General features: G+C 51.9%; 13 protein-coding genes. 5 read left to right on the top strand and 8 right to left on the bottom strand.

Features of this window, described 5'->3' with window-relative positions:
- Positions 1-197 precede the first annotated feature (197 nt).
- The 4 genes from pncB to aspC all read left to right on the top strand — a co-directional run bounded on the left by pncB (position 198) and on the right by aspC (position 6019).
- Positions 198-1400 carry a nicotinate phosphoribosyltransferase gene (gene pncB / locus SK34_RS15380; protein ID WP_003836860.1) on the top strand — a complete coding sequence of 401 codons (1203 nt, stop codon included), beginning with the start codon at positions 198-200 and terminating at the stop codon, positions 1398-1400.
- A gap of 167 nt (positions 1401-1567) precedes the next feature.
- Positions 1568-2968 (top strand): asparagine--tRNA ligase, encoded by a 1401-nt coding sequence (asnS, locus tag SK34_RS15375; protein ID WP_003035832.1) that lies wholly within the window; start codon positions 1568-1570, stop codon positions 2966-2968.
- 600 nt (positions 2969-3568) lie between these two features.
- Entirely contained in the window at positions 3569-4645 is a 1077-nt protein-coding gene (ompF, locus tag SK34_RS15370; protein WP_016149871.1) for a porin OmpF, read from the top strand.
- A gap of 183 nt (positions 4646-4828) precedes the next feature.
- Positions 4829-6019 (top strand): aspartate transaminase, encoded by a 1191-nt coding sequence (gene aspC / locus SK34_RS15365; RefSeq protein ID WP_048233401.1) that lies wholly within the window; start codon positions 4829-4831, stop codon positions 6017-6019.
- Between the two features lie 53 nt (positions 6020-6072).
- Here the strand turns inward: aspC and SK34_RS15360 are convergent, their stop codons facing one another.
- From SK34_RS15360 to cmoM, 7 genes are all read right to left on the bottom strand, one after another.
- On the bottom strand, positions 6073-6720 hold the full coding sequence (locus SK34_RS15360) for an MBL fold metallo-hydrolase (RefSeq protein WP_048233399.1): 648 nt from the start codon (positions 6718-6720) through the stop codon (positions 6073-6075).
- 28 nt (positions 6721-6748) lie between these two features.
- Positions 6749-7297: a peptidoglycan L,D-endopeptidase MepK gene (locus SK34_RS15355; RefSeq protein WP_003035820.1), complete on the bottom strand. Its 549-nt coding sequence runs from the start codon at positions 7295-7297 to the stop codon at positions 6749-6751.
- Positions 7298-7474: 177 nt separating this feature from the next.
- On the bottom strand, positions 7475-9226 hold the full coding sequence (gene ldtD, locus SK34_RS15350; RefSeq protein ID WP_048233397.1) for a L,D-transpeptidase: 1752 nt from the start codon (positions 9224-9226) through the stop codon (positions 7475-7477).
- Between the two features lie 245 nt (positions 9227-9471).
- Positions 9472-13932 (bottom strand): chromosome partition protein MukB, encoded by a 4461-nt coding sequence (gene mukB / locus SK34_RS15345; protein WP_048233395.1) that lies wholly within the window; start codon positions 13930-13932, stop codon positions 9472-9474.
- A complete protein-coding gene (mukE, locus tag SK34_RS15340; RefSeq protein ID WP_003035809.1) occupies positions 13932-14636 on the bottom strand; it encodes a chromosome partition protein MukE in 705 nt (234 codons plus the stop codon). The genes mukB and mukE overlap by 1 nt, the downstream gene beginning before the upstream one ends.
- Positions 14617-15939: a chromosome partition protein MukF gene (mukF, locus tag SK34_RS15335; protein WP_003836877.1), complete on the bottom strand. Its 1323-nt coding sequence runs from the start codon at positions 15937-15939 to the stop codon at positions 14617-14619. Before mukF ends, mukE begins: the two co-directional genes overlap by 20 nt.
- Positions 15932-16735 (bottom strand): tRNA uridine 5-oxyacetic acid(34) methyltransferase CmoM, encoded by an 804-nt coding sequence (cmoM, locus tag SK34_RS15330; RefSeq protein WP_003846990.1) that lies wholly within the window; start codon positions 16733-16735, stop codon positions 15932-15934. The genes mukF and cmoM overlap by 8 nt, the downstream gene beginning before the upstream one ends.
- A 135-nt stretch (positions 16736-16870) precedes the next feature.
- Between cmoM and elyC the strand changes: the two genes are divergently transcribed.
- A complete protein-coding gene (elyC, locus tag SK34_RS15325) occupies positions 16871-17647 on the top strand; it encodes an envelope biogenesis factor ElyC (protein ID WP_048233393.1) in 777 nt (258 codons plus the stop codon).
- Here elyC and SK34_RS15320 read toward each other — a convergent pair.
- On the bottom strand, positions 17624-18517 hold the full coding sequence (locus SK34_RS15320; protein ID WP_003035798.1) for a YcbJ family phosphotransferase: 894 nt from the start codon (positions 18515-18517) through the stop codon (positions 17624-17626). The genes elyC and SK34_RS15320 overlap by 24 nt on opposite strands.
- Between the last annotated feature and the right edge of the window lie 61 nt (positions 18518-18578).

Raw genomic sequence — 18578 nt, 5'->3', positions numbered from 1 at the left:
CAGAATGTTCATCTTTTCAGGCACAAACACCCTTTTTGCTACATTTTTATAACACGTGGCACGAATTGCCCTCGACCAGAAAGAGAGCTTATGGTGTGATCGGGGTTCAATAAATCGCTAAACAGGGTATACTCCAGCGGTTTTCTTAGTTGTTTATTGTACTAAACGCTCCCGTGAGAGGATGCTACTGCGCACCTATGACACAATTCGCTTCTCCTGTTCTGCACTCGCTGCTGGATACAGACGCTTATAAGTTGCATATGCAGCAAGCCGTTTTTCACCACTACTATGACGTACAAGTAGCGGCTGAATTTCGTTGCCGTGGCGATGACCTGCTCGGTATTTATGCCGATTCTATTCGTGAGCAGGTGAATGCTATGCAGCACCTGCGACTGCAGGAGGATGAGTACCAGTGGCTCTCCGGCCTGCCTTTCTTTAAAGCTGATTACCTCACCTGGTTACGTGATTTCCGCTATAACCCGGAACAGGTTTGCGTCACCAATGATAACGGTAAGCTAAACATCCGCTTAACCGGTCCGTGGCGTGAAGTGATCATGTGGGAAGTCCCGCTGTTAGCGGTGATTAGCGAACTGGTACACCGTTACCGCTCACCTGAATCAGGCGTCCCGCAGGCACTCGATGAGCTGGAAAGCAAACTAGTAGAATTCTCTGCTTTAACGAAAGATGTCGATATGTCCCGCTTCCATTTGATGGATTTCGGTACGCGTCGTCGTTTTTCGCGCGAAGTACAGCAGGCTATCGTTAAACGCCTGCAGCAAGAGCCCTGGTTTGTCGGCACCAGTAACTACGATCTGGCCCGCCGTCTGTCATTAACCCCAATGGGTACGCAGGCGCATGAGTGGTTCCAGGCTCATCAGCAAATCAGTCCTGAACTTGCCACCAGCCAACGTGTTGCCCTGGCCGCTTGGTTAAATGAGTATCCTGATCAACTCGGCATTGCATTGACCGATTGCATCACCATGGACGCATTTTTACGCGACTTTGGCGTTGAGTTTGCGACCCGCTACCAGGGATTACGCCATGACTCAGGCGATCCGGTGGAATGGGGTGAAAAAGCCATCGCCCATTATGAAAAACTGGGTATTGATCCGCTGAGCAAAACGCTGGTCTTTTCAGATAACCTCGATCTGAAAAAAGCGATTGAACTCTACCGCCACTTCTCTTCCCGCGTACAGTTGAGTTTTGGTATTGGGACACGGCTAACATGCGACATTCCACAGGTTAAGCCGCTTAATATCGTAATTAAGCTGGTGGAATGTAACGGCAAACCAGTGGCGAAGTTATCTGACAGCCCGGGTAAAACCATCTGCCACGATAAAGCATTTGTTCGTGCACTGCGCAAAGCCTTCGATCTCCCGCATATTAAAAAAGCCAGTTAATCCTTCCAGGGAGCCATTTGGGCTCCCTTATTCGCGTTTATTTCCGAAATCTTTCACTCCAGCTACGAATTCTGCTTGTCTGATTGCAGATGCCAGGTAACATAGGTATCCCCCCCATTATGGGTGGACATGTGTTTATATATCCGACTATTAACAGAGAGAATATTATGAGCGTTGTGCCTGTAGCCGACGTACTCCAGGGCCGCGTAGCCGTTGACAGCGAAGTCACCGTGCGCGGATGGGTGCGTACCCGCCGAGATTCAAAAGCTGGCATCTCCTTCCTCGCCGTTTATGACGGTTCCTGCTTTGATCCTGTACAGGCCGTCATCAATAATTCTCTGCCCAATTACAATCAGGACGTACTGCGCCTGACGACGGGTTGTTCAGTTATCGTAACGGGTAAAGTCGTTGCATCACCTGGACAAGGACAGAGCTTTGAAATTCAGGCCACTGAAGTTGAAGTCGCGGGCTGGGTTGAAGATCCTGATACCTACCCAATGGCGGCTAAGCGTCACAGCATCGAGTATCTGCGTGAAGTGGCGCATATGCGTCCGCGCACCAATATGATTGGTGCGGTAGCGCGCGTACGTCATACGCTGGCGCAAGCGCTGCATCGCTTCTTCCACGAGCAGGGTTTCTTTTGGGTATCGACTCCGCTGATCACCGCTTCCGATACGGAAGGTGCCGGTGAAATGTTCCGTGTTTCTACGCTGGATCTGGAAAACCTGCCGCGTAACGATCAGGGTAAAGTCGATTTCGACAAAGACTTCTTTGGTAAGGAAGCCTTCCTGACCGTTTCCGGTCAGTTGAACGGTGAAACCTACGCCTGCGCCCTGTCCAAAATTTATACCTTTGGTCCGACTTTCCGTGCAGAAAACTCTAACACCAGTCGTCACCTGGCAGAGTTCTGGATGCTGGAACCAGAAGTGGCGTTCGCTGACCTGAACGATGTTGCAGGCCTGGCTGAAGCGATGCTGAAATACGCGTTCAAAGCCGTACTGGCAGAGCGTGCGGATGATATGAAATTCTTCGCTGAACGTGTCGACAAGGACGCGATTTCACGCCTGGAACGTTTCATTGATGCTGACTTCGCGCAGGTGGATTACACCGACGCGGTAAGCATTCTGGAAAAATGCGGCAAACAGTTTGAAAACCCGGTTTACTGGGGTGTGGATCTGTCTTCCGAGCATGAACGTTATCTTGCTGAAGAGCACTTTAAAGCGCCGGTGGTGGTGAAAAACTACCCGAAAGATATCAAAGCGTTTTATATGCGCCTTAACGAAGACGGTAAAACCGTTGCTGCAATGGACGTTCTGGCTCCTGGAATCGGCGAAATCATCGGTGGTTCTCAGCGTGAAGAGCGTCTGGACGTGCTGGATGCCCGTATGCTGGAAATGGGTCTGAACAAAGAGGATTACTGGTGGTATCGCGACCTGCGTCGCTACGGTACCGTTCCGCATTCCGGCTTCGGATTGGGCTTCGAGCGTCTGATCGCTTACGTCACCGGCGTGCAAAACGTCCGTGATGTTATTCCGTTCCCGCGTACTCCGCGTAACGCCACCTTCTAAACGTGCGTTATTGTTTCAAAGGCCAGCATTGCTGGCCTTTTTTATACCCTTTTCATGTTATCTGGATACCCATCTCACGTTAAACACAACCTTTCAATCCCATCCACCTGTTACGTAATATTTCATCGCAATACATTTGCACAAAAAATAACCAGTAATTTTATTGTGGATTAGCATTTTCTGATTAAATAGTACATTTTTTAGCCTTTCGCACGGCACTCCAGACGTCCAAAAATCGTTACCTGTAAAATCCAAACTTTCCGGTATTACGGAGAAAAAATAACCTTAGCAAAATTAAATATAAGAAAATCATATAAATAGAAATAAAAACGAGAATTTTCAGCTCAGGGGTATCCGAAGTTTGACGCTGTTCACAAAGTTGCACAAAAATAACATTTTGTTACACATTTTTTCTTTTTGAAACCAAATCTTTATATTTGTAGCACTTTGACGGTAGCGAAACGGTAGTTTGAATGGAAAGATGCCTGTCAGACACATAAAGACACCAAACTCTCATCAATAGTTCCGTAAATTTTCATTGACGGAATTTATTGGCGGCAGTGGCAGGTGTCATATAAAAACCGATGAGGGTAATAAATAATGATGAAGCGCAATATTCTGGCAGTGGTTATCCCTGCTCTGCTGGTAGCCGGGGCAGCTAACGCTGCAGAAGTTTACAACAAAGATGGTAACAAGCTGGATATCTACGGTAAAACCGTTGGTCTGCATTATTTTTCTGACAGCGCTGCTGACGATGGCGATCAGACTTATGCTCGTCTTGGTTTCAAAGGGGAAACTCAGATTAACTCCGAGCTGTCCGGTTACGGTCAGTGGGAATACAACTTTGCCGGTAACAACTCTGAAGGCGGCAGTGACGCTCAGAACGGCAACAAAACCCGTCTGGCATTTGCTGGTCTGAAATATGCCGATCTGGGTTCTTTCGACTACGGTCGTAACTACGGTATCGTTTACGATGCTCTGGGTTACACCGATATGCTGCCAGAATTTGGTGGTGATACCGCATACAGCGACAACTTCTTCGTTGGTCGTGTTGGTGGTGTTGCAACCTACCGTAACTCCAACTTCTTCGGTCTGGTTGACGGTCTGAACTTCGGTATCCAGTATCTGGGTAAAAACGAACGTGATGGCAATACCGGTCGCTCTAACGGCGACGGCGTTGGCGGTTCTGTAAGCTACGAAATGGATGGTTTCGGTATCGTGGGTGCTTACGGCGCAGCTGACCGCACCAACGCGCAGGAAAACTCTTTCTACGGCAATGGCGGTAAAAAAGCTGAGCAGTGGGCGACCGGCGTGAAATACGATGCTAACAACATCTACCTGGCAGCGAACTACGGTGAAACCCGTAACGCGACCCGCATCTCAGGTGCTGGTAACAGCGGTTTTGCGAACAAAACTGAAGACGTATTCGTCGTTGCTCAGTACCAGTTCGATTTCGGCCTGCGTCCGTCCCTCTCCTACAACAAGTCTAAAGCGAAAGACGTAGAAGGTATCGGTGATGTGGATCTGGTCGATTACTTCGAAGTAGGTGCGACCTACTACTTCAACAAAAACATGTCCACCTATGTTGACTACAAGATTAACCAAATCGATTCTGACAACAAACTGGGCGTGAACTCTGACGACATCGTTGCAGTTGGTATCGTTTACCAGTTCTAATAGCAGACCTCTTTGTTAAATGCCTTAAAAACAGGACTTCGGTCCTGTTTTTTTATATCTGCCAGCGGATTCTTGCGTCTTAAAAAAACACCTCAGCTTTTCGTCAGTAACGGTTGGCATTTTGTAAATCTACCGTTAACCTGATAGCGGACTTCCCTTCTGTAATCACTATGGAACCTCGTCATGTTTGAGAACATTACCGCCGCTCCTGCCGACCCCATTTTGGGTCTGGCTGATTTGTTTCGTGCCGATGACCGCCCTGGAAAAATAAACCTCGGGATCGGTGTATATAAAGATGAGACAGGCAAAACGCCGGTGCTGACCAGCGTTAAAAAAGCCGAGCAATATATACTGGAAAATGAAACCACCAAAAACTATCTTGGCATTGACGGTATTCCAGAGTTTGGTCGTTGTACTCAGGAATTACTGTTTGGTAAAACGAGTTCGCTTATCAACGATAAACGCGCACGTACAGCACAGACCCCTGGTGGCACTGGCGCACTTCGCGTGGCAGCTGATTTTCTCGCAAGAAATACGTCGGCTAAACGCGTATGGGTGAGCAACCCAAGCTGGCCGAACCATAAGAGCGTCTTTAACTCTGCCGGTCTGGAAGTTCGTGAATACAACTATTACGATGCGGCGAACCACTCATTAGACTTTGATGCGCTGCTGGTAAGCCTCAGCGAAGCTCAGTCTGGCGATGTGGTACTGTTCCACGGCTGCTGTCATAACCCAACCGGTATCGATCCTACGCTTGAGCAGTGGCAAACGCTGGCTCAGCTTTCTGTCGAGAAAGGGTGGTTGCCGCTGTTTGACTTCGCATACCAGGGCTTTGCCCGCGGTCTGGAAGAAGATGCAGAAGGTCTGCGCGCATTCGCCGCGCTGCACAAAGAGCTGATCGTTGCCAGTTCCTACTCCAAGAACTTTGGTCTGTACAATGAGCGCGTAGGTGCCTGTACGCTGGTTGCTGCTGATGCTGAAACCGTCGACCGTGCGTTTAGTCAGATGAAATCAGCCATTCGCGCTAACTATTCCAACCCGCCAGCACACGGCGCATCCGTAGTTGCCACGATTCTGAGCAATGACGCGCTGCGTGCCATCTGGGAACAGGAACTGACCGATATGCGCCAACGCATTCAGCGCATGCGTTTACTGTTCGTGAATACGCTGCAGGAGAAAGGTGCGAACCGCGACTTCAGCTTTATCATCAAACAGAACGGCATGTTCTCATTCAGCGGCCTGACAAAAGAGCAGGTTCTGCGTCTGCGTGAAGAGTTTGGTGTCTACGCTGTCGCTTCCGGACGTGTAAACGTAGCTGGAATGACGCCAGATAACATGGCGCCGCTGTGCGAAGCGATTGTCGCAGTACTGTAATCTATCGCGTACAAAAAAGGCCGCAATAGCGGCCTTTTTATTTATCTGCGGTATTACCAGACAGGCATTTCGTCCTGCAGGAACGGGTTATGAAGCCGTTCGTTACCCAGCGTAGAAAGTGGGCCGTGACCCGGAATAAACGTCACGTCATCGCCCAGCGGCAACAGTTTACGTTTAATCGAATCGATCAGTTGGCTGTGATCTCCGCGCGGAAAATCGCTGCGCCCTACGCCACCTTTGAAAATCACGTCACCCGAAATCAGTAACTTTGATTGCTCATCAAAGAAGACCACATGTCCCGGTGTATGACCCGGACAATGCAACACCTGCAACGTCACGTTGCCAACGCTGACCCGATCACCTTCGTTCAGCCAGCGATCGGGCGTCAGCGGCTCACAATCGCCCAGGCCAAACATGCGGCTCTGCGCAGGGAGCCCCTGTAGCCAGAACTCATCTTCTTTTTCCGGACCAATAACCGGTACACCATAATGCTGTGCCAGTTCAGCTGCCACCCCAACATGATCAAGATGACCGTGAGTAAGCAGGATCTGCATTAGCGTCAGACCGCTGGCATCCACTTCCTGTTTGATTTTCTCGGCATCGCCGCCGGGATCGACCAACGCGGCCAGACGAGTCTGCTCACACCAGATTAGCGAGCAGTTCTGGGCGAATGCAGTGACCGGAATAATACGATAGTTCATACAGCTCCTGTTTCATTAAGCTTATGGATCACCAGTGCCGTGCAGGGCCGGTGTCGATATGCACAAAGTTACTGCTGGGGTAGTATCCTACACCACCTGCGCGCATAGATAACGCAGCTTTGCGAATATTACTTAATGCGATGCCTTCAATATGGAAATCCATGGCCTGGCCTTTGGTGTGGTAGCTTTTCTTGGCCACACCGCGACTGCGCGCACGTAGTTCATTATTGGTATCGACGGAACGATAACCGGAGATCAGCTGTACGGGTTTACGCGTACCCAGCAGGCCCTGCAGACGGAAGAGTTGATCAAACAGTCCGGGGTCAATGGATTTCACTTTATTGGCCCGAAAATCACGGAAAAAGTGATTAAGTTTTGCTAATTCGTCCTGAATATAGCCCCTGCCATCAAAAAACTCTGCTTTTATTGACTCACCGGTATGCAGGTTATTCAGAGTCAATATACGCGGACGTGGGGTAGAGAGTGTTGCAAACGCAGGCGTAGGCAGGATGGCAGCGCCGAGGGCAATACCACCAAGCGCCAGCAGTTTGCGGCGATTAGCGTCAAATTTGTCCATGGTATTAAGGTCTACAAGGTCAATGTTATCGTATGTATGCTCTAGCGCACGCGGGAAACCTTATCTGGCTAAGTAGTCCACGTCAAGGCTCCCAACCCCAGGAAATACGGGGCTCACAGCCATTTTGCCCCGTTTCCAGCATAACTTACGACAATCATTTTCCTCGAACTGCTTCATTTATCTGATTAATTGCTCGGCTTTTGACACAATTTGTGCGCTGGATCGCGCTGTCAGATCGTAATTGTAAATATCTGTACGATACTGCGTGCGACCATCCGGGCCAACAAATGCGGTCAGATAGTAGAGGTTGACCGGAATATTCTGGCGAATATTCACGTACCGCGTATCCCCTTGCTTCAGGGCATCCGAGATGCGGGTATCATTCCAACCCGCGTCCTGTAGCAGCATATTCGCCAGCTCAGATGCCTTATTCACACGCACACAGCCGGAACTTAACGCCCGCGTATCTTTCTGGAACAGATTGTGGTTCGGCGTATCGTGCAGATAAATAGCGTCCGAACTCGGCATATTGAATTTATAGCGTCCGAGCGAGTTACGTGCGCCCGGAGCCTGCTGAAAGCGGAACGGCAGATTGGACGCAGTGATGGTGGCCCAGTCAACCTGCCACGGATCTATCGTCTCTTTACTGTTCCAGCCGCGCATTACGGTATAGCCGTGACGTTCAAGATACCCCGGATCATTCCACAATTTAGGCAGAATATCTTTTCGGGCCAGCGTCGGCGGCACGTTCCACGGCGGGTTAACGACCACGTTATTCAGCGCGCTGCTCATCATCGGCGTTTTACGATCGGGGCGCCCGACGATAACGCGCGAGGCCAGCACCTGATTGCCGTTCTGATAATAAACCAGCGAGTAGGCAGGAATGTTTACCATGATGCCGGTAGACAGATCGCTCGGCAAAAGGCGCAAGCGCTGAATATTTAACGCCAGCACGCCAGCACGCTGAGCAGGCGTTACGTTCAGCCAGTCACGCGTCGCAGGACCTATCGCGCCATCAGCCCCAAGCCCTTGCCACGTCTGAAAACGTTTTACCGCATCGACAAGTTCACGATCGTAAGCGCTACGTCCTTCTTTAGCAGATGTACTGACGGTGGACTCCAGCATTCCCGTACGGCGCAAAATTTCACGCAGCGCGGGAATGTCATTACTCCACTCTCCCGGACGCAGCGTCGCGGTACCGGTTAGCTGAGGCCAGGGCCGCGTATCGCTCACCAGCTTGAGTAGTGATTCATGCATTGCGGCGTACTGCGGATGCTGAGGTGCCAGGCTGGCGACGAACGATGTCAGTTGTCCGTTATCCAGCGCGACCTGCCACTGGTTGATGACAGAAATCGGCGGCGTCGTCAGCGCATAGGGCTTATCGCTATAAAGCCAGCGATTACCTTTGACAGGGATATTAGCGATAAAGTGCAGATACCCCATCATCGCATCCGAGAGCACAATGTCTCTCGCCTGACCGGTTACTGCCGGATCAGTCAGAAGTGCAACCCAGGTAGTAAACTGCGGCTGAAAGCCAGCAATCGCGACCTCGGCCAACTGTTGTTGAAAGGCCTTTACCGCATCACGATTTTCCCACATCGGCTTCATTTCACGTGCGGCATACAGCAATTCCAGTTGGCTCATATACACTGGCGTGAAGCCCGCTGGAAGTTGAGATTGTAATTCGGCGCGGGCTTGATCAACTGACACGCCCTGCGGTAACGGTTGAATCCCCGCCATAATAGCCGTCGCGGAAGATTGTACCTGCGGCTGCGATAATGCTGTTGGCTGTTCACTGACGCTCGCAGAGCTATCGCCAGGGATCATTTCAGGCTCATCGGCCTGCGCATTGAACAGTGGAGCGAATGTTACGGCCAGGCACAAACTGATTGCCGACAGCCGACGACCACACATTTTATTAAGCAACATCCCTTGCCCCCTGTTTTCTTTATCATACTCTATAGCCAGGCACCATAAATCGGGTGTGCAACGCCTGTAGACGCCAATACAACTGAAGTATGACGAGTAAGCCTGCATACCCGTCAGGCTTATCTTCAGTATATAAACTTCGCCAATGTTTTACCTGGTATAATGTAAAGAAGTTAAAAGAAATTGCACCTGCAATTGAGACTTTTCGGAAAAGAAGAAAGGCGGTCAAATGACCGCCTTTCTATTTAGCTTGCCTGCGAGGAGGCATCTTCAGTCCCCGGCAGTGGTTCCGGTAACTGAGGCGCAAATCCGCGCAGCCCCACCACATGAACGTGCTCGGTGTTCTGGAAGACTTTACGCACCAGTTTGTAGGTCGTGCCTTTCTCTGGGCTGATGTTTTCCGGCGCAGCGATAATCAGCTGCATCTGCAAACGCTCACACAGCTCAAACAGAGTCGCAATAGATCGCGCATCGAGTCGTGCTGCTTCATCAAGGAACAGCAGGCGGCAAGGAGAGATGTCTTTCCCGCGCAATCTGCGACCTTCATCTTCCCAGCTTTGCACCACCATCACCAGAATAGACATCCCGGTCCCGATCGCTTCACCCGTTGACAGCGCGCCAGATTCAGCACGCAGCCAGCCGTCAGAGCCACGGTTAACCTCAACTTCCATTTCCAGATAGTTACGATAGTCCAGCAGCTCTTCACCAATGGTTTGCGGCGTGCGTTGCCCCATGTCGATCTGCGGATTCAGACGCTGATACAGCTTCGCCAGCGCTTCTGAGAAGGTCAGGCGATTGCTGTTAAACAGATCCTGATGCTGTTCATGCTGCTCTGAAAGTACGTCCAGCAAGGTAGCATGCGTTTCACGCACATTGACATTCAGGCGAACGCTGTTAACCTGGCCAAACGACACACTTTGCAGCCCCTGGTTCAGCATGCGAATACGGTTCTGTTCACGCTGAATGGTCTTACGAATAATGTTCGCCACGCTGCGAGAGCTGATCGCCAGTTTCTGTTCACGAGAGGTTAGCTCTTCCGTCAGACGGCTCAGCTCAATCTCCATCTGTTCGATGGCTTCAACCGGATCGTCGGTACGGATAATATCCTGGCGAATACGTTCACGCAGATGCTGGTAAACCGCGACGAAGAACTGGATTTTGCGCTCTGGGCGTTTTGGATCTTCAGACATACGCAACACATCGCGCAGGTGTTCGTTATCCGCAACCGCCAGACGTAGCGCACCGAGCGCCTTATCCGACATCGAACGCAGTTCGTCACCGGAAAGATAGGCCAACTCGCGACGGTGCAGACGACGTTCCACACCGTTATCTTTCACCATCCGCATGACTGCACACCAGCCGGCTTTGGCGGTGACTACCTGCTCACGCATTTCATGATAATCACGTTCCAGCTTGCGCAGTCTGCGGGTCAGGTTTTCCATCTCCGCTTCGCAGAAGGTCAGTGCTTTCTCAAGTTGGTTGCGGCGTGCACGGTTGTTGCTGAGCTGCGCATGCAGTTCGTCACGACGGATACGCGCGCGCTCTTCGGCACCGCTGTCCGCACGAACGCCAATATCCTGCAGTTCACGTTGTAAATCATTAAGCAGCTCTTTTTTGGTGTCATAAGAGCTTTTTAGCGATGCCATGACCTGGTTGTACTGGCTTAACTGTGCAGCATGACTACGCAGCGCTTCACGAGCGCGGGTACGTTCGGCTTCCGCCTGTTCCAGGCGTTCACGCAATTTTTCGTTCAGATCGCTATTACCGCTCAGCATTTCGGCTGAGTCGGAATAACTAAAGTGCGCCCGACGCTGTACGACTTCAGTCAGCGCAAAAGCCTGCTGACGTGCGTCGCGCTGCATCTGCTGGGAATACGTATAGTCTTCCTTCAGCTGTTCAAACTGCTCAGGGTCATTTTGCAGAACTGAAACGATAGGTTCCAGTTTCGCCAACTGATTACCATGTTGCTGTACAAAACGCGCGGCTTCCTGAGCTTCATCCAGACGCTCGCGAATTTCGTCCACGCGATCGGCCAGCGTGTCATCTGCCAGCAGATTCAAGCGCGGCAGCAGGCGGTTCAGCGCGGAGACGCCCTCTTTCGCCTGTTCAAACTGCATACGGCTTTGCTGATTATCATTTTCATGATTGGTCTGCGCACGTTCCAGTTCAACGCGACGGCTATTCAGTTGGCGAATTTCCGCTTCTGGATCGGCTTCAAACGCCACCGACAGATGGCTGCCGATAAAGCGGCTGAACGCCTGATGCAGACGCTGGGTTTTCTGTACATCAAAGGAGAGCGTGGCGAAACGTTCAGACAGCCCTTCACGCTCGGCATGCAGGGTTTCGATACGGCTTTCACGCGCTGCACGACCAAAAATAGGCACCTTCGGGAAGCGGGAATAACGCCATTGACGCTCGGCGGTTTTCACCACCACCGCATTTTCCAGTTCATCAACGCTGAAGACGCTATCATCAAACGACTGCGGATCCCCTTCGATGAAATAGAGATCTTCCGGGCAATCCGTCAGCCCTTCAAGCTGTTCGGTAATTAGTGATAGATCTGGTACCACGATGGCATGGCGCGAAGGACCGTACAGCGCAGAGAAGTACGGGGCATCTTCAAGGCTAACGTCATCATAAATTTCTGACAGCAGCACGCCGCCAAAGCGTTCAGCCAGCGCGTTCAGACGCTGATCTTCCGCACCGCCCGGCTGACTTAAACGTTCAATCTCTTCATCAACCGCATTTTTACGTGCACCGACTTCATCACGCTCAACAATGGCCTCACGCTCGCGCTCCAGCAATTGTTGCAGATACTCGGTCACATCCTGGCTGGAGGTAAACTCTTCGCCACACTGCTCGCTAAGCTGATTCAGGCTATTTTGCGCAGCCAGCCAGACAGGTGCCCGCTTCATCAAATGCTGAATACGGGATTGTAGCTGTTCCTGTTCCTGACGCAGCGTCATACGCTGTTCGCTGGCAGACGAGACGCTGTCCGACAAGGCGGCGATGCGCGCTTCCAGTTCCTGGTGCAGCGCTTCCAGCTCATCGATATCAAACTGTTTACCCTGACGCTTGCAGAATTCGGCCAGCAGACGCTCGGCATCCTGCTGTTCGCGCAGACGCTGCTCCAGTTCGCTCAGTCGCATACGCAATGGCTGAACCTGTTCCGCCAGGTGGCGCTGTTCAACGCCTTCGCGCAGCAGTTCACGCGCCACGCTCCAGGCTTCACTACGTGCCAGCGGGCCGTTGATAGCCGCCACCAGCTGATAAGCCTGTTCGAACTGGCTATGCGCGGTTTGCGCCACGCTCATTTTTTGTTCAAGCGTTAGCAGCTTTTCAGTGGCTTCCTGCTCTTTGGCCTGGAAAGTCTCCAGCCATTCTGCGGCGCTGTCGGCTGTCAGATCTGGTAGGTGGCAGAGCTCTTTCGCCCGATTTAGGGCCTGAATCGCCTGGGTATACTGGATGGCTCGCGTCTGCTGGACGTCCAGCGCCTGCTGGTAATCGGCAAGCTGGCTTTTCAGCTCATCCACTTCCAGTTCGGCGGCTTCCGCGCGGGCTTCGTTTTCATCCTGGCGGTCAACGGCTTCCGCAACCACCTCATTTTGTTCTTCAAGACGGATCTGCAGTTCTTCGAGATCCGCTTCGTAGCGTTCAATTTTTTCCTGCTGACGCAGCGCGGTTTGCACCAGATTCAGGTGATCGCTCGCGGCCTGATAATCGGCTTCCAGATCGCCTTCGGCGCCGTTATGCTCGCCCAGTTCACGCGCCATATCCACGTGCTTGTACTGCTCTGCCGCCAGCTGCTTACGTGAGGTATACAGTTCACGACGATATTCCAGTGCTTTATCCAGATGGATACGACGTTCGTTGGCGTGGCGCATATAATCCGCAGCCACATAGTTGGTCGCTTCGCTGATCAAATGCTTAAACAGGTCGCGGTCAGACTGGGTTACGCGAATCGCTTCCAGCGTCATGCGGTTTTCACGCAGCGCGGCTTCCATATCCTGGAACGCTTTACGTACGCCGCCGTTTTCCGGCAGCAGGTAGTCACGCAGTGAACGGGTAATGGCGCTGGAGATCCCGCCGTACAGCGAGGCTTCAATCAGACGGTAGAATTTACTACGATCAGACGCGGAGCGCAGACGACGGGCAATGATGCCCAGATCGAACATCAGCGAATGATAATCGGTTATTGAGTTGAACTGCTTAAACTGCACACCTTCCATCTCATCAAGCTTCTCTTTCAGCTCAGGTAGAGACAGTACGCGCGCCTGGCGTTCGTTCAGCGTTTCCGTCACCAGTTGGGTTGGCTGTACCGACATCGGCAGCCCCTGAATGGCAAACGGTTTGATATCCACTTTGCGATCACGACCCGCAACCTGTTGCAGACGCACACCCACGACCACGCGCTGATGACGCGAGTTGAGGACGTCGAGCATTGAGTAACAGACCCCTGCTTTCAGCTTACCGTGCAGACCTTTATCACGTGAACCGCTGGTTGCACCAGCTTCGGTGGTGTTACGGAAATGCAGCAGGGTTAAGTCCGGAATGAGCGCCGTAACAAATGCCGCCATGGTGGTGGATTTACCCGCACCGTTACCACCGGACAGCGTGGTGACCAGCTCATCGAGATCAAACGTACGGGCAAAAAAACCATTCCAGTTAATCAGCGTAAGTGAGCGAAATTTACCGCGTTCAATCATTATTCTTCTTCTCCACTGTCCGGCTGATTCTCTTCGGGCTCATCGTTGAGCTGCAGACGGTTCTCGACCGCCATCGCTTCACCATCACGAATTAAGCGACGCTGTGCTTCACGCGGATCGTCACCGCTACGCACATCCGCGCCAAAGCGGAAGACAGATTCCGTAATACGGAATTTGCTGCTGTCGTGGCCCAGAAACCACACCATGCCTAAGCGGCGCAAGCGGTTGAGCGAAGAACGCACTTTTTCCTGTAGCTTCTGGCGGTCAACGTCAGAACCGGTTGAACGGTTGTTCACCAGCTTCAGCAGTTTGGCTTCATCCGCCAGCGTTAACAGCTCGTCATACAGCTCTTGCTGGGTAAAAATCCCTTCGTTCGCCAGGCGTTCCGGGCTGAGATAGAGATAGCAAAGAATTTTACCCACCATCATGTCCAGTTCAGACAGGACCGAACGCGGAATGAGCGTCGTTGAACGCGGACGAAGGTAAAAGAACCCTTCCGGCGCACGGATCAATTCCACGTTATAGCGGCTGTAAAACTCTTCAAAATATTCCTGAAAATCCATCAGGAAGGCATGATTATCCAGTTCATCCAGACCGATATGGCGGCCCGAACGTAAGGCACTATCCAGCGCCGGAAATAACGGATTCGCCAGCGCCTGCGCCAGCTTTACCGGCATCACTTGTTCAATATTTGTCAATGACATGCGCCTGTACCTTGGCTCCGTAATCATTAATCGGCTGCCATTTGGCTGGCAGTCCGGTGAAGTCTGCTTGCGCTACGCCAAGGCGTACCGCCTGATCGATAACAATACGCGCGACGTCGAAATGACGCGCACGTGGGTATTGCGCCAGATACTCGCGCACTACCAAACCGAGATCCAGTGGTGTTTGTCTGGATTTGTAGATAGCCAGCTGTTCTTCGATGATCGCCGCCAGTTGTTCACGGATCTCGTTAAATTCTTCATATTCCAGATCTTCCGGAAGTTCACCGGTGACCTCTTCGTCACGCAGCACCATCTCCTCGTCACGCATATCCAACAGACGATCGGCGTTGGCATAGGTCAGCGCCCACGGATCGTCAAAGTAAGTCTGCACGGACTGACGCAGACGTTGGGCGAAGACGCGGTTTTTATCCATATCGATCGCGGTACGGATAAATTTATGCACATGACGATCGTAGCCGATCCACAAGTCAATGGACTGCTGACCCCAGCTAATAATGCGGTCGAGCTTGCTTTGTAAATCAAACACCAGCCGATCAACAAAATGCAAATCATCATGCGTCATTGTGGCGTCCTGGATGCGTAACAGGTTAGCCTGCAGCTTATCCCCCGCCGCTTCCAGCGTATCCTGCAATTCACGCAGCGTACCAGACGTTTCAGAAAGCAACAGTTCACAGCTGGAAATCGCCGCCCGCCAGTCTTTGTTTAGCAACTGTGCGATGTCGTCTTTTACCTGCTGCTGCTGTTCATCCATGATGCGCTGGGTCAGATCGATACTGTCGAAAATCTCCGCCACCGAGTATTTCAATGGCGCATAGACGTTGCGGTGCCAGTGGAACTCATCGCCACCTTCCGCTGCCGCATCCGCCGCGCGCTTCAGTTCGCCTGCAACAATCGACAGTTGCATGGAAAGACGCAGCGTAGAGAACTCGCGCTGACGAATATAGTAATCTGTGATGCCAATCCCGAGCGGCGTTAAACGGTAAATGGCGTTGCCTTCAGCCTGCTCGCTGGTAAAGCGGTTCAGCAGACGTTGACGCACCATATCGTTGATCGCGTTGTTGGCGCGGACGCCGATGGTTTCGCTGGTTTGCTCAAACGCATCACTCACATGGCGGAATGCATCCACCAGTTCACCTTCACTCATCTCACCGTCAAGTCGCTCACCGTTCAATGTGGCGACCGCCAGCAGGAACGAAAGTCTGTCTACCGGCAGAGAGATGGAGAAGTCATTTTTTCTGGCCCAGGCAACCAGTTCGGGGACTGTCTGGGAAAATTCACTCATAGGTTATCCTTGCATCTGCGGCTCGGGCCGGACGTTTAATCGCGGTGACATGAATATAGCGCCCAAGGCTGATATACGGTTCCTGGCGGCAATAGCGCGTTTCTATTTCTGTTAAAGCATCAAAACAGTCATGCTGTTTTTGTTTATCACGCAGATAATCATGAAACACCCTCACGCCCGTTTTACCGGTTATCTCCCAGCCAATCTCCTCCAGCCAGCCATAGACCTGCTGAGGGTCGCGCGGGAAATCGGGAGACAACGTGCGCCGTTTCTTTTTATACATTCCCTGCTGTACATAGCCGAAATTACCGACCAACACATTACGCATCAACAGGCCATTTGCATTGTAGAACATCAGCGATAAAGCACCGCCCGGGCGTAACATCGACCACAATGTTTTTAAGACGGCTTGTGGATCGGCCACCCATTCCAGCACAGCATGAAACAATATCAGATCAACCTGAGAATCCAAATGCTGTGGGATGTCCTGAGCGGCACAATGTATAAAATGCATGTTGTCGCTCACACCTTGCTCTTCTGCCGCCCGTTGCGCTCGCGCCACCATCTCAGCAGAAAGATCGCACAAGGTAACGTGATGGCCCCGCTGCGCCATCAGAATGGCTGTCTGCCCTTCTCCGCCACCCGCATCAAGCACACGCAATGTCTGGCCCGCGTATTCGGCAAGAAGTTTGTCCAGATCCTGCCAGAGGATCGTCTGGCGAAGCTGACCTTTAGTGGTGCCGTAAATGTTACGGGAAAACTTCTCTGCAATGTCATCAAAATTGCGATCCCGCATCAGGCTCTCCACATGCTGGCTTTAGGGTGACTAAGTAAAACCGCTATTTTGTCACACCCACGCCGAGAATGAACCTTCCTGGTGTAATATCGCTGCAGATCCCCTGCTGTATGGTTAAAAAAGGAACCAAAAAGGATGCTTTTTACGCTGAAGAAAGTGATTGGCGGTATGATGCTGCCACTTCCGCTAATGCTCATTATCATGGGTACAGGCCTGGTGCTGCTCTGGTTTAGTCGCTTTCAAAAAACAGGGAAAGTGTGCATTAGCCTGAGTTGGCTGGCGCTGTTACTTCTTAGCTTGCAACCCGTCGCTGATAGCCTACTGAAACCGATTGAGGACAGCTATCCAACCTGGCAGGATACACAAAAAGTGGAATACATTGTGGTGCTGGGCGGAGGGTATACCTGGAATCCTCAGTGGGCACCAAGTTCAAACCTAATCAGCAACAGTCTTCCGCGTCTGAATGAAGGTATTCGCCTCTGGCGTGCTAATCCGGGATCGAAGCTTATCTTTACCGGTGCTGCGGCAAAGAGCAATAACGTCAGTACTGCAGAAGCGGGAGCCCGCGTAGCGCAGTCACTGGGTGTGCCACCCGGTGATATCATCACGCTGGATAAACCTAAAGATACTGAAGAAGAAGCCGCAGCGGTTAAGCAGGCCATCGGCAGCGCGCCGTTCCTGCTGGTGACCTCCGCATCGCACTTACCACGAGCAATGATTTTCTTCCAACAAGCTGGACTACACCCGTTGCCCGCGCCGGCTAATCAGTTAGCAATTGATTCACCGCTAAATCCGTGGGAGCGCGCGATCCCCTCTCCCGTCTGGTTGATGCATAGCGATCGTGTTGGTTACGAAACATTGGGTCGCATCTGGCAGTGGTTAAAAGGTTCAGGCGAGCCACGGCAGCAGTGATTTCGTTGCCAGATCAAAGTTGGTGCGATTAAAACGTCCGGTGTTGACTAGTTGCGCCACCTCATCCCATAACACATACAGCCAGCGCCGCCAGATGAAGGACTCCGCCACGGGCGCGCGTTGCAGGTATTGCCAAAGCAGGCTTTCCGCCAGCGCGTTATCCATTAAACGGAACAATTCATACTCTCTGGGCGCCCACAGCATCAACCCCGGTCCCACCATGGCCAGTAGCTGATCGCTACGGGCGTCTTTGAGCATGCTACGTAAACTGAAATTACCGTGGATCAGTACGCAGTTATCATTGAATCCTTCAAATAAAGCGGGTAAACACTCACGGGTACGAAACAGGATGCGCTTATCCTGCATCGTCAAGCCAGTATTGTTGAACTGATTTAACGTGGTCCACAGCACCTCAACACGCTGGCGATACCAGGATGGCCAGATATTCTCTTGCGTGTTATCCACCATTCCCACGCAGCCACGGCTATCCTGCCGATGCCATGACAGCAGACCTTCTACGATCTGATCTTTTAAATGTTCCCAGCGTTCGGGCGTTCGGGCTGGCGCTTCCACCGGCACACCCCGTAAACGCTCAAGCAGTAACACATCGGGGCCGGGATGCTCTTCGTGGGTCAAGACCCCGTAAATGACGGGCATACGCACCGTACCGCTGCGCGCTAACATGGAGGTTTTCCATGCCAGTTGCTGCGCCATACCTGGCGTGGTGAAACTTCTCGCCATCAGCGGCATCGGATTTCCCTGACTGTCGTACAGTGACCACAGGGCCGTATCCACTTTTTCATTCACGCATTCTATACGACTGAGTTTTTCGCCCAGCAGGTGGCTGAGTTCGGCACGCAACTGTTCCATTTCAGATTGCCCTCATAAATGCTACTGCTTTCATAATGAGCGTCGGGCAGACAGATGTCAC

It is taken from the genome of Citrobacter sp. MGH104 (genome assembly GCF_001034485.1).
Classification (GTDB): Bacteria; Pseudomonadota; Gammaproteobacteria; order Enterobacterales; family Enterobacteriaceae; genus Citrobacter; species Citrobacter freundii.
The sequence above is the reverse complement of the archived record's forward strand: the minus strand, read 5'-3'. Positions and strand labels throughout refer to the sequence as shown.

Bases quoted from the DNA above. Each gene is read 5' to 3' on its own strand.
- pncB (WP_003836860.1), top strand. From the start codon at position 198: ATGACACAATTCGCTTCTCCTGTTCTGCACTCGCTGCTGGATACAGAC.
- asnS (WP_003035832.1), top strand. From the start codon at position 1,568: ATGAGCGTTGTGCCTGTAGCCGACGTACTCCAGGGCCGCGTAGCCGTT.
- ompF (WP_016149871.1), top strand. From the start codon at position 3,569: ATGATGAAGCGCAATATTCTGGCAGTGGTTATCCCTGCTCTGCTGGTA.
- aspC (WP_048233401.1), top strand. From the start codon at position 4,829: ATGTTTGAGAACATTACCGCCGCTCCTGCCGACCCCATTTTGGGTCTG.
- SK34_RS15360 (WP_048233399.1), bottom strand. From the start codon at position 6,720: ATGAACTATCGTATTATTCCGGTCACTGCATTCGCCCAGAACTGCTCG.
- SK34_RS15355 (WP_003035820.1), bottom strand. From the start codon at position 7,297: ATGGACAAATTTGACGCTAATCGCCGCAAACTGCTGGCGCTTGGTGGT.
- ldtD (WP_048233397.1), bottom strand. From the start codon at position 9,226: ATGTTGCTTAATAAAATGTGTGGTCGTCGGCTGTCGGCAATCAGTTTG.
- mukB (WP_048233395.1), bottom strand. From the start codon at position 13,932: ATGATTGAACGCGGTAAATTTCGCTCACTTACGCTGATTAACTGGAAT.
- mukE (WP_003035809.1), bottom strand. From the start codon at position 14,636: ATGTCATTGACAAATATTGAACAAGTGATGCCGGTAAAGCTGGCGCAG.
- mukF (WP_003836877.1), bottom strand. From the start codon at position 15,939: ATGAGTGAATTTTCCCAGACAGTCCCCGAACTGGTTGCCTGGGCCAGA.
- cmoM (WP_003846990.1), bottom strand. From the start codon at position 16,735: ATGCGGGATCGCAATTTTGATGACATTGCAGAGAAGTTTTCCCGTAAC.
- elyC (WP_048233393.1), top strand. From the start codon at position 16,871: ATGCTTTTTACGCTGAAGAAAGTGATTGGCGGTATGATGCTGCCACTT.
- SK34_RS15320 (WP_003035798.1), bottom strand. From the start codon at position 18,517: ATGGAACAGTTGCGTGCCGAACTCAGCCACCTGCTGGGCGAAAAACTC.